Annotated in this window: 10 protein-coding genes and 2 pseudogenes; 1 reads left to right on the plus strand and 11 read right to left on the minus strand. The window is 60.1% G+C overall.

Annotation, left to right across the window (positions count from 1 at the left end; translation table 11 throughout):
- Positions 1–336: 336 nt before the first annotated feature.
- The 9 genes and pseudogenes from PMI27_RS32405 to PMI27_RS31835 form a co-directional block, all read right to left on the minus strand.
- Positions 337–621, minus strand: a pseudogene (locus tag PMI27_RS32405) (methyl-accepting chemotaxis protein); the annotation flags it as partial.
- Positions 607–1,614 (minus strand): annotated as a pseudogene (locus tag PMI27_RS24380) (PAS domain-containing protein); the annotation flags it as partial. The pseudogenes PMI27_RS32405 and PMI27_RS24380, both read right to left, overlap by 15 nt.
- Before the next feature lie 98 nt (positions 1,615–1,712).
- The gene (locus PMI27_RS24375; RefSeq protein ID WP_008157237.1) at positions 1,713–2,936 is read right to left on the minus strand and encodes a GTP-binding protein; all 1,224 of its coding nucleotides are present in this window, start codon (positions 2,934–2,936) and stop codon (positions 1,713–1,715) included.
- A complete protein-coding gene (nthB, locus tag PMI27_RS24370) occupies positions 2,933–3,595 on the minus strand; it encodes a nitrile hydratase subunit beta (protein ID WP_008157235.1) in 663 nt (220 codons plus the stop codon). The genes PMI27_RS24375 and nthB overlap by 4 nt, the downstream gene beginning before the upstream one ends.
- A gap of 44 nt (positions 3,596–3,639) precedes the next feature.
- Entirely contained in the window at positions 3,640–4,239 is a 600-nt protein-coding gene (gene nthA / locus PMI27_RS24365; RefSeq protein WP_008157233.1) for a nitrile hydratase subunit alpha, read from the minus strand.
- A gap of 93 nt (positions 4,240–4,332) precedes the next feature.
- Entirely contained in the window at positions 4,333–5,847 is a 1,515-nt protein-coding gene (locus PMI27_RS24360) for an amidase (RefSeq protein WP_008157232.1), read from the minus strand.
- A 223-nt stretch (positions 5,848–6,070) separates the two neighbouring features.
- On the minus strand, positions 6,071–6,940 hold the full coding sequence (locus tag PMI27_RS24355) for a transporter (RefSeq protein WP_008157230.1): 870 nt from the start codon (positions 6,938–6,940) through the stop codon (positions 6,071–6,073).
- Between the two features lie 134 nt (positions 6,941–7,074).
- Complete coding sequence (gene oxdA / locus PMI27_RS24350; RefSeq protein WP_008157229.1) at positions 7,075–8,133, minus strand: aliphatic aldoxime dehydratase; 1,059 nt, start codon at positions 8,131–8,133, stop codon at positions 7,075–7,077.
- 42 nt (positions 8,134–8,175) lie between these two features.
- Positions 8,176–8,343, minus strand: coding sequence for a hypothetical protein (locus PMI27_RS31835; RefSeq protein ID WP_008157226.1), 168 nt, complete (start codon positions 8,341–8,343; stop codon positions 8,176–8,178).
- Between the two features lie 376 nt (positions 8,344–8,719).
- Here PMI27_RS31835 and PMI27_RS24345 point away from each other — a divergent pair, with 376 nt between their 5' ends.
- Complete coding sequence (locus tag PMI27_RS24345) at positions 8,720–9,655, plus strand: helix-turn-helix domain-containing protein (RefSeq protein WP_008157225.1); 936 nt, start codon at positions 8,720–8,722, stop codon at positions 9,653–9,655.
- Between the two features lie 83 nt (positions 9,656–9,738).
- Here PMI27_RS24345 and PMI27_RS24340 read toward each other — a convergent pair whose 3' ends face one another.
- Positions 9,739–10,380, minus strand: coding sequence for a TetR/AcrR family transcriptional regulator (locus PMI27_RS24340; RefSeq protein WP_008157224.1), 642 nt, complete (start codon positions 10,378–10,380; stop codon positions 9,739–9,741).
- A complete protein-coding gene (locus PMI27_RS24335) occupies positions 10,377–12,005 on the minus strand; it encodes a methyl-accepting chemotaxis protein (RefSeq protein WP_008157223.1) in 1,629 nt (542 codons plus the stop codon). Before PMI27_RS24335 ends, PMI27_RS24340 begins: the two co-directional genes overlap by 4 nt.
- Positions 12,006–12,040 lie beyond the last annotated feature (35 nt).

Below are 12,040 nucleotides of genomic sequence, written 5' to 3' on the forward strand. Positions count from 1 at the left end.
CGGCGTTAGTAGCCATGCCTTATCGAGGCGCTTTACCAAGCTCCTCGCTGTCGGTGCACTCTCCACAAGAGGGGCTCTGCTTTAACTCTGCGCCTGTCTGAAGGTCGTCACTATCCGTGGCGATTTGGAAGACGCCGAACTCGCACTCCGCGAGTTCGGGACGGCGCCACCGAATTACGCAACCGATGGGGTGCTTCATTCACGGATAGATAGCGGCGGTTTAAAAGTTGCTGCGTGACATCGGATTTCAAACGCGACTCACGACTTAAACAGTCTTTCTTTCGGTTCGGTATGGCAAACAAGGGGCGGCTATTTCGGGACGGGTCAGTAGCCCTCTATCATGTCGGCAGCCTGTTGAGTCGCCTGGCTGGTGCGAGTGGCGAGTTTGCGGACTTCGTCGGCAACCACGGCGAAGCCGCGTCCGGCTTCGCCTGCGCGGGCGGCCTCTATCGCTGCGTTCAGCGCCAACAGGTTGGTCTGGTTGGCGATGCCTTGAATGGCGGCAACGATCTGCGTCAGTTTGGTGAGGTTTTCCTGCATGGCCTGGTGTTGTCGTTCCTGGGTCTCGCGCAACTGTCTCTCCTCGTGGCTCGCGTGAATGTCGGTGATGGCGCCCACCACCCGCAGCGGTGAACCGTCAGCCGCACGCCGGGTCTGGCCACGGCCGCGGAACCAACGGTACTCACCGTTCTTATGCCTGAGCCGGTAGTCGACGTCGAAGGGAGTCTTACCGCTGCGATCATCGACGTGTGCGACGAAGGCGCCTATCGCGCGCTGGCTGTCCTCCGGATGCAGGCGTGACGACCAGGCCTCCAGAGTATTGGGAAACTCTTCGGCCGTTGTATGGCCGAGCAGGCGCCGCATCTGAGAAGACCACCAGATGGCGTTCTTCGGATTGGCCGGATCGCCAGCCACCACCTCGATGTCCCAGAGCCCGTCGTGAAGCATTTCCCGGGCAATCTCGAAACGGGTGGCAGCCAGTGAAAGCGCCTCGTCCTGCAAGCGTTGTGCGTGGATGTCGCGCAACACTCCGGCGATGGTCACGGGTATGCCTTGGGCATCGCGGCGGGATTTTCCGCTGATGCGGCACCAGCGATATTCACCTTCGAAGGCCATTCGAACGTCCAGGGCATAGGATGTTCGGCCGCTGCGATCTGCAAGATGCTTCGACAACGCATCGTGGTTGCGCTGACGGTCACCCGGGTGCAGCCGCTCGCTCCAGAGATTGAGCTGGTCGGGCAACGGTGTCTGGATCGGCCAGGACCCCGACCACCGCAGTGCGCTATCGGTATCTGGTTGTGTGGTTGCGCCGAGCTCCAGTTCCCAGAACAGGTCACCCGACCCTTGAACGGCGAGTTCCCGGCGAGTCTCCAGCTGTTGCAACTGAACGTCGCGCTCGGCGAGGCGTGAGGTGATTTGCTCGAGGTTTGGGCTCAGCTTCTCTTCTCGCGCCCGCAGATCTCGCCGTTCACTGAGCAGGCTCTCCACCCTTGTCAGAATCCGCCGCAACAGCGGATCGGCCGACGTGATCGATGAGTCAGCGATCTCGGGTCGATCCAGCCTGTCTGCGAGTGAAGCCAGTGTCCTATGGGTAGTTCTGCTGAAGAACAACATACAGCGCCTCTCAGTCCGTGAAATTGAAGTCAAAGGTCATAACGAGGCTTGCCCGGCCTCGCTAAAGTAGGTGTATTGAAAGGCTGTTCACCGAGCAGTCAGTGTGACAATGCCTGGAGGTCGAAGGATGTAGCGCCCGGTAAGGTTGGCCACGTCTGTGGCCCGTCCATGATCTCTTCCGGGGTCAGCAGGCAGGCGTCCAGTTGCCGCTTCAACATATCCAGGTCGAGACCCTGACCGATGAAGACGATTTCCTGCCGGCAATCACCGGTGATGTCGTCCCATTTGGCCAGAATCCCTTGTCGGCGATAGTCGTCCTGGGGCCATTGCGATTGCGCGATGAATGTCCACCAGCGCCCGACATAGTCCCAACGAAATTGCCCGCCACTTTGCACCAGCATGCCGATGTCCAGATGCCGGCTGGCGACCCAGAAGTAGCCTTTGCAACGCAGTAGCCGCCCGTTGTGCCAGGGCCGCTGCAGGAACTCCAGCAGACGTTGCGGATGGAATGGCGCACGCTCCTGATATACCCAGGAAGCAATTCCATAGGTGTCCGACTCGGGAGGATGCTCGTCACTGGCTTCCAGACTTTTCATCCAGCCGGGTGACTGCACCAGACTCGGCAAATCGAAACGACCGGTGTCGAGGATCTTCGACAGATCGACGGCACCGTGGGTCATGGGCAGGATTTCCGCCTTCGGATTGAGGCCCGCGAGGAGGGCGCTCAGCTCCAGAAAGCCTTTCTCGCCGATCAGGTCCAGCCGACTGACGAGGATGACGTTGGCGTACTCCACCTGTTCGATCAGCAGATCGGACAAGTGGCGTAATGGCGTGCCCGTTTCGTCCTCGCCGCCAACGGTGTCCCGCGAGGCCAGCAGCGCCTGGAAGTTGCTGCCGTCGACGACGGTGACCAAGGTGTCGAGCCGCGCCAGTTCGCTCAGACTGAAGCCTTGCGAGTCGAGGAAGGCGAAGGTCTCGGCGACCGGCATCGGTTCGGAGATTCCGGTGGACTCGATCAGCAGGTAATCGAAGCGCTGCTGACGCGCCAGCAGGCTGATCTGCTCAAGCAGATCAGCGCGCAGCGTGCAGCAGATGCAGCCGTTGCTCATCTCGACCAGTTCATCGCTGCCGCGGTGTAACGACACATTGCGCGCTACGTCCTCGGCGTCGATGTTGACTTCGCTCATGTCGTTGACGATGACCGCCACCCGCATGCCTGCGCGATTGCGCAGGATGTGGTTGAGCAGGGTCGTCTTGCCGGAGCCGAGGAAGCCCGAAAGGACCGTCACCGGCAGCCGGCCCGACAGGGCCCGGTCAATCATGCGGCCACCGTTTTCGCATCGACGGCCTTGTCCAGGTAACTTTCGAACAGGTCGACGACCACCAGGCCATCATCCGCGGCATCGCCCCACAGATCCTTCACCTGGAATTCGACGTGGTAGGTGGGCTGGTGCGCTGCGCTCAAATCGCCGTGACCGATGGCATCCGGGAACGGCCATTTTTCCGAGGTGCGGTGTCGGACGATGCCTTCCTTGCCGCGCACATAGGCCGGCATACGCACGTGTCCGGCCACGTACTCGTCGCGAACCACTACCCGGTCGCCCACTTCAAATGGCGGACGGCCAGTGATGGCGGGGCGGCCCTTGTCGTGGGGCGGGTTGGCCAATTTGAAGGTTGAACCCAATGCCTGATCGAGTTCTTCCTGGGTAATGACGCCGGTTTCGACCAGCAACGTGGCCGTGGCGATAACGTAGCGCTCGTAATATTGCGTGCCAACGTGCTGGCGGACATCGAGTCGTTCTACGGCGTGACGTATTTCATCGACGCTGAATTTTTTCAATTGGTCGGCGCCGATAAACATCAGGCTGTAAGCCAGGTGTTCCCATTCCTGTTTGAATACTTGTTTGTAATCCTGGCTATTGATGACATGGGGAACCTTGCCAAAGCCTTGAAAACCACCGAGATCGTGAAAGCCATCCATAATAAAAACCTCCGAAAATTAGAAGATGAAGAGAGTCTATTGGGTCAACGTACGCGGGGCAGGGCAACCCCGATCAGCACATCCTTGGTCACCAGTTTCTGAAGCTCTTCTTCACTCATGTGCTCGGAGCCTTCGGGCCTTACGGGCAGTACCAGGTAGCGGCTTTCCGCGCTGGTATCCCAGACTTTGACGACCACATCGCTTGGCAACTCTGTGCCCATCTCACGCAGCACGGTGCGTCCTTCACGAACCAGGCGTGCACGGAACTCAAAACCCTTGTACCACTCCGGCGGCAACCCCAGGACCGGCCAGTTGGTGCAAGAGCACAGGCTGCAGACGATGACGTTTTTCAGCTGGGGCAAATCCTCCAGGGCCACGATGTATTCGCCTTGCGGGCCGGTGAAACCGAACTGCGCGCACGCGGCGGTGCCGTCTCTGAGCAACAGCTCCCGGAACTGTGGATCGACCCAGGCCTTGGCGACTACACGGGCGCCGTTTTCCGGGCTCCATTGGTGCACCATCAATTCGGTCAACTGCTCGATATAGCCCTCTGGAATCAGTTCCTTGTCTTTCATAACCTTGAACAAGGCCCAGGCCCGCTCGCTGGGCGTCGAAGTGGATGCTGGGGATACAGTGGCGCTCATGGTGTAACTCCTCATCGGTTTAACACGGTCAAAAAAGTGAAGAACAGCCCCCGGTTTTTTATTGATGTCCGGGAAGTTTGGGGGGAGTCAGCCTTACAACGTCTTCCAGTCGACAGCGGCCTCGAACGCTGCCGCCGCCTGGTAAATTGTGCCTTCGGCATAGTGCTTGCCAACGAACATCAGCCCGACGGGTAGGCCGTCCACCAGACCGCACGGGATCGACATGGCCGGATGGCCGGTAATGTCCTGTGGCGCGGTGTTGCCGATCATTTCCAGCGCTCGGGCCACGTACTCGGTGATCGAACAACCCGGCTCAGGGTGGGGCTGGGCAATGATCGGCACGGTCGGCATGACCAGCAGGTCGTAGTTCTGCAGTGCCTTGTCGTAACCGGCCCGGGCAAAGCGTGCGATGTTCTGAGCCTTGGCGTAGAAACGACCGTTGTAGCGTTCCAGACCGTACTGGCCGACGAACATGCACAGCTTGAGCGACGCGGACAATGCGTCCGCTTGTTCGCGCCAACCGGCCTGTTTATCCAGCAGACCGACGTCGTAGAGCCCCTTCCAGTTAAAGCCTGCGCCATTGCCATGCATCATTTGCATGGTCAGGCCTTCGCAGCCGATGGGGTGCCACAGCGAACCTGCCAGGTTGTGCTCGGGAACGGAGACCTCTTCGACGCGAGCTCCCAAGGCTTCGAGCCGGGCGATGGCGCCGCGTACCTTGTCGGCAACGCGTGGATCCTGGTTGGCCAGCTGGAAGCCTTCCTGCAGGATGCCGATCCGCAGGCCGCTCACACCTCGCTGCAGATAGTCGCAATAGGCGTCGACTTGAGGGGCGGCCTGGCGAGGATCGAGCCCGTCGGCACCGGCCATGACTTCCAGCATCAGCGCGTTGTCACGCACGTTGCGGGTGATGGGACCGGCATGGTCGATAGTGGCTTCGATCGCCATGATCCCGGTGTAGGGCACCAGACCGTGGGTCGGCTTCATGCCATAGGTGCCGCAGAACGCTGAAGGGATGCGGATCGAGCCGCCTTGATCGCCGCCAACCGCCAGGTCCACCTCGCCGGCTGCCACCAATGCAGCGCTTCCGGAGGAGGATCCACCAGCAGCGAAACCGTGCCGGTATGGGTTGTGTACGGGTGCCGGATCAGAGGTGTGGCTGCCACCGGAGAGGCAGTAGTGCTCACAGGTCGCCTTGCCCAGGATGGTAGCCCCGGCGTCTAGCAAACGGGTCACCACGGTTGCGTCAAACGACGGTACAAACCCTTCAAGGATTGAGGCGCCGTTCATCATCGGGACGCCAGCCAAGGAGATGTTGTCTTTGAGCGCAACAGTCTTGCCAGCCAGCTTGCCCTCACGGGCGCCATTTACTTCAGTCCTGTAATACCAGGCGTTGAGCAGGTTTTGCGGGTTAGACGGGCGGTAGCCGGAACTGCGGTCGTAGCGCACCGGCGGGGTGAAATCCGGCAACTCGTCGACCAGGTCGTATGCATCGAAACTTGGCTGCATCAATGCCAGGTATTCCACTGCCTGCTCGTGTGTCAGCTGCATGTTCAGCTGGCCAGCGATGTCCTGCAGTTGGTCGAGGGTAGGGCGAACAATGGCCATGGTTTTCCTATTCTTTTGTCTGTGATCGACGTCTGTGATCGACAACGGGTCAGCCTGTACGGGAGCGTTCGAGGGTGATTCGAAACACACCTCGCGCCGGGTACCTGGAGCGACATCAATCGAGTGGGTAACTGGGTTGAAGTTAGGCATCCTTCTCAGCCTTTGCTTGGCTGAGAAGGACAGCCATTTGGTTGAAAAGGACAACCTGCCAAGCGGGGCGCGCTCAGAACACTTTCAAGACGCGCAGGTTCAGGCGTGCGCCTTCCTTGAAGCCTTGTTCGACCTCGATGTCGGTGCCGATCTGGGCTTGAATCTGCAGCGTGGGCTCGATGAAATGCGTGACGGTGAAACGCCCGTAGGAGGTGGAGACCCCGTCGTGCTGATCGACCTCGTTGACGGTTGTCGCCGAGCCGGTGATGTAGCCGCCGCCCACGGCGAAGGTGGTGCTCGGCGTCCAGTTGTAGCGCACGGCGGCCTGGTACTCGTAGCGGGTGTTTTCTTCCAGCTTCGCCCCGGTCGGGCCGAAGTCATTGTTGGCCGACACCCAAGAGGCTTCGGCCACCGTGTCCAGCGCCCATTTCGGGGAGAAATGGTGGATGTACGCCGCCTGTAGCGTGGCGCGCCAGCGGTTCTCGCCGAGGTTCAGGGCATCGTTCTTGTCGTAGCTCCCCACCGGAAAGGACAGGTAGGGTGCCAAGGCGAAGATGTCTTTGTTTGCGGTGGGCAACGTCCACTTCAGCGGCGCGGTAATGATCGGGTCGCCGATGCCGCGGGTATCGCCCAAGGCACCGATATCTCCCGAGGCGTTCATCTGGCCGAAAGGCAACAGAATTTGCGGTTCCCATGAGAGGTTTTCTGACAGGCCGATGGCGTGCACATAGCGCAGGATGCCGATGTCCGAACTGAGCCTGGCGTCGTCGGAGACCTTGTGGCCGTTCTGGTACAGATCCGAGCGGTCGGCGTGCTGGTAGTAGAGCAGCAAGGCGTTCGCACCGGCCGGCAATGGCTCGAAATCGCCGGGAGCTACCTCGATGGCCTGGCTTTTGACAAACGGCAGGATGCACAGCACGAGTAAAGAGTGACTCAACTTCATGATCGATTTCCTGACAAAAGGGCCCCCAACCCCATGCGCTAGAGATGGGGGGCCAAAAGATGTTTGGGAGCGAGATCTGTGTCAGGGCAGAATTCGGATCAAGACCGCCCGTGGACGCCGGGTAGCGTCAGACGTCAGGTTTTAGGGATCACCGCGTCACGCAACATGCCGGTCTGCGGGTGGCAGTTGATGTACTCGAACACTTGATCCTTGGCGTCGGATACCGAGACTTCGTGATAAAGCCGTAGCTTCGACAGGCTGGTGGCGACCCGAAAGAAGGTCACGAAGATCCGCAGATGGGTCGGATGGGATTCGGCCCAGCGCTCGAGTTTTTCCAGGGAACGCCAGTGGCCAATGTTGTAGCTCAGGTTCAGAAGATTGCCGTCCAGGTCGATGTAATTCACGAAGCGATTGCTGTAGCAACCCAGGTCCTTGCCACTGTCGCGCAGGAAATCCATACCCGCCTGCAGCGTCGGCAGAATTTCGTTGAGATAGAGCGATCGTTCTTCTTCGCCGGCATCCGCCCAGTCCTGGCCGGAGCGGATAAGCGCGATATTGTCGTGGCCTTGCACGACCACGCGCCCACCTTTGGCCGGGTCGCCAACGATCACCGTCAGTTCACCGGAAGGTGCCATCCAGTCGGTCTGTGAAATCGGGAAGCGGTCACGCATCGATCCCCAGTAACCGTGCTCTTCGATTTCGTCACTGATGGTGTTCATCAGGGCGCCGACACCGGGTAATTCCTCGCGAAAGCCATACAGCGTCTCGAACTGCTCGGCCCGCGGCGCGACAATTTCCCGAAAGTAACCGAGACCATCGCTCAGGCGATCCTCCGATGACCACCATTCGATTACCTCAGGCGAGCGCAGCCAGCGGCAATGGGCGGCAGGGTCTTTCCAGTAACCGACGATCATCAGGTTGTCGTAACCGCTGTTGTCGGTGTGGTGAGTCAGGTCATGGCTCAGGGGACCGTCGGGCAGGCTCAGGCTGGCGGCGATGTGGCGCATGGCGTGCAGGGCCACTGCACGCTGGTCCTCCCCGCGGTACTGCACTCCCAAATATCCCATCACCACCTGTTCCAGTTGCTCATCGGCGCGCCCAACCCACATGGGGAAGGGGGGCTGGTATTCATCGGGGACGCGACGAGACAACGTCCTCGGGCATTTGAGGTGCTTATCGATTGCAGATTCCATGGTGGGCTCCTTGGTTCTATTTTTTGGTATGCGGTTATCTGTTCAACGTTTCGACGGGCACGGGCGACTGGCGGTTGGCGCAACCAGTCGACGCCGCAGCACCAGAGTCCCCAGCTCTAACAGGTAGGTGGCGAACTCTTCAGGTGCCAGGTCGCGCCTCTGCAAAAGCCAGGATGAATCGGACTGTCGCTGCTGCTCTGGCAGTTGCATGGGACACCTCATCAGTTGTGGTTGGAGGGGCACGGTGTGGGGTAGAAGTTAGGCGGGGACGGCACGGTACGCTTGGCTCGTACGGACAACCGTTTGGCTAGAAAGGACAGGCCCTGAAAACAGGATTACGATGAGCCAAATTGGTGCGCGCGCTCCGTCAGGCGGCGAATGCATGTATCGATAACGGGCAGGTGCAATCTGTGTGAAGCGTTAGCGGGACTCGCTCACGCAGCCGCTATCCCGAGCGTTGAGCATCTGGCATTTCATGCGCACATAACGTTGGCAACCCGAAAGGGGAGTGGCCTGCTATTTGCTAAACAGGGAACCAACGTTACCGTCACCGTTGTTGTCCAGCCGCCGCCGTGAGGTGAATGCCATGAGTCAAAGCAATCAGTATTCAACCCTTGCCGTTGCGGCTCCACGTCGCTTTGATTACTGGAAAGAAGTGGTGTGCCGTCACTGTCTCGCGGCCGACAGCAAACCGTTGGCGCAGAGCGATTTCAACGGGGCGTTGGAGGTGCACGGCATGGGGCCGCTGGACATCTGCACGCTGTCCTCGCCACTGCATTTTTGGGAGCGCTCCTCCCAGCATTTGCGCAGTGGTCCTGATGAAGATCTATGGCTCGGTTTCACCCGGCGTGGCTATGGTGAATTGGAGCAGGCAGGGCGCAGGGCAACGCTGGCGGCGGACAATCTGTTTCTTTATGACGCATCCCAGACGTTCCGATTCAGCCTGGGTGGTACCGAAAACCACTTGGTCCGCATTCCGCGACAGTTGCTCAGCCAGCGGTTGCCAGGCGTAGCAAGTTGCACAGCTGTGGTTCTGGACGATCGCCGTCCAGGGGTGATTCCATTGCGCGAGATGTTGCATCAAGCGGCGAGCATTCCTGCGAGCTTTCAAGACGAGGGGCTATCCAGCCGGTTTTCCAGCACCTTGCTTGACCTCCTGGCGATCAGCCTGGAACTTCAGGACATGAAGACGACCCATGAGGAGCTGGATCTTTATGGTCGGATCATGAACTACATCCAGCAGAATCTGACCGATCCGGACCTGTCGATAGAGCGCATCGCTCAAGTGCATTATGTGTCCACGCGAACCGTCACGCGCGCTTTCGCCCGTTACCAGAAAACGCCGGTTGCAGAGATCTGGAAAGAACGCCTGCTTGCGAGTCGCGAGGCAATAGAACGCGGCCAGGTACGCAGCATTTCTCAAGCTGCACTGGATTTCGGTTTCTCCGATTTCTCCCATTACAGCCATGCTTTTCGCAAGGCCTTTGGTGTGGCTCCTCATACACTCCTGCGCCGAAATTGAGAAAGGTTCCAGGATTCACAAAAAACGCCACTCAATGAGTGGCGTTTTTTTTGTGCATGAGATTCATGTTCTGCGTCCGGCCATTAGCCCGGCTTTGACGAGAGTTCAGAGCCTGAGGTATGAGTCGCCTGCAACGCACCCTGAAGGGTACTCATCACCATGTCATGCAGCAGCTTGCGGCGTACTCCCTTGCTTGCGTGGGGCTCTTCAACCCAGGCTGGCAGTTGGTTGAGAAGGGACACGATGCCGCTCAAGGTGGCACGCCGGGTGGCACTGGTCGGTTTACCGGTGAGCTGCTCTATAGTTTCCACCAGGTGCTCCTCGTAGCGTCGGCGCAGGGTCAGGATCAAGGCATGCTGTTCGCTGCTCAGGCAATGGAGGTCGTACTCTGCCAAACGGAAATGCGCCCCCATGCGCTCGTGCAGCAGGAGGTGCGCCTCAAGCAGGCCGTGCAGTCGTAGCGCAGGTGCGGATTTGCGACGACTCACCAGGCTGGCGCCGTGCAGCAACTGTTCGTAGAGTTCCTCGATCAGCTCGAACAGCAGGGCTTCCTTGCTGTCGATGTGGTTGTAAATGGAGCCGACATTGATCCCCAGGTAAGTGGCGAGGTCGCGCATGCTGACCCGGCTGAAACCACACCTGGCGAACAGCTCGAGCGCCTTGTGGCGGGTTTCCAGGTAGCGCGAGGGGTGCCCTTGTTCGACCGGTAGCGCCATCACTTTCATACGCGAAACTGCCCCAACAGCCGATTCAGTTGACCCGCCAGTTGGCCCAATGCCTGGCTGGCCTCGTTGGACCGGCCTGCGGCCTGGGCATTGTCGTGGGCCAGCGACGCTGCACGGGTGACATTCTGGTTGATGTCCTCGACCACGTGGGACTGCTCCAGGGTGGCGCTGGCGATCGAGGCGTTCAGGTCGGTGAGATTGCGCAGCGCGCTGAGAATCTGGTGCAGGCTTTCACCGGTTCGGCGGGCCTGTTCCACGGTGTGTTGAGCGGCTTGGCTGCTGGTGTTGATGACCTTCACCGCCGCTTCCGAGTTGCCCTGCAGGCGCTCGATCATGCCCTGGATCTGCGCAATGGACTGCTGCGTGCGCTGGGCCAGCAGGCGCACTTCGTCGGCGACCACGGCGAAGCCGCGGCCCTGTTCTCCCGCGCGCGCCGCCTCAATGGCGGCATTCAGCGCCAACAGGTTGGTTTGCTCGGCGATGGCGCGGATCACTTCCAGCACACTGCCGATCTGGGTGCTTTCCTGGGCCAGGCTCTGGATCACCTCGACAGCCTGGTCGATGGTCTCGGACAACTGGTCAATCTGGCTCAGGCTGTTGTCAAGGTTGTGCTGGCCCTGGCGTGCCTGCTCATCGGCCTGGCGGACTTCGTTGGCGGCATGTTCGGCGTTCTTCGCCACTTCCTGCACGGCGTAAGACACCTCGTGGATGGCGGTGGCCACCAGTTCCATCTGCTGGGACTGTTGCTGGCTGTGGCGCTGGCTGTCGCTGGCAATCTCGGCGAGTGATTGCGAGGCCTGGTCCAGGTTGCCGGCGGTCTGCATCGACTGGCCGATCACCGTGCGCAGCTTGTGGGTGAACACGTTGAAGTGCCCGCTCAGCGCGGTCAATTCGTCGCGCCAGCGGCTGTCCAGGTTGCGGGTCAGGTCGGCCTCGCCGCTGGCGATGTTCGCCATGGCGTCGACCACCTGCGCCAGTGGCGAAGCGATGCTGCGGGCAATCAGCAGGATCAGTGCACTGAGCAGCAGGGCGATCGTCACCAGGATGGCGATCGCCTGTATCAGTTGGCGGCGGAACTCGACTTTGACGTCGTCGACGTAGATGCCCGAGCCGACGATCCAGCCCCAGGGTTTGAACAGTTCGACGTAGGAAACCTTCTCCACCGGCGCCTCGGAACCCGGCTTGGGCCAGCGGTAACTCACCAGGCCGGAGCCGTCGCGTTTGGCCACGGCCACCATCTCGTCGAACAGCGCCTTGCCATCCGGGTCGAGGGTGCCGGTCATGCGCTGGCCCTGGAGCTTGGGATTGGGGTGCATGACCATCCGGGTGTCGAGGTCTTCGAGGAAGAAGTAGTCCTCGCGGTCGTAGCGCAGGTCACGTATTACCGCGCTGGCCTGCTGCTGCGCCTGCTCTCGACTGAGACCCTGAGCTTCCAGGTTTTGGAAGTGGCGCAGTATGCCGCTGGTGGTCTCGACCACGTGGCGGGTTTTCAGCGCCTTGGCGGCATAGAGGTCGTTATAGCTCTGCTTGAGCATCAGGCCGGCCAGAATCAGCAGCATCAGGATGGACATCAGCAGGATCAACCACAGGCGGCGGTTGATGGGGATATTACGCAGACCGAGCATGGGCGACTCCACGAGGTGTGGCAAAAGGGGGACAG

It is taken from the genome of Pseudomonas sp. GM41(2012), assembly GCF_000282315.2.
Lineage (GTDB): Bacteria > Pseudomonadota > Gammaproteobacteria > Pseudomonadales > Pseudomonadaceae > Aquipseudomonas.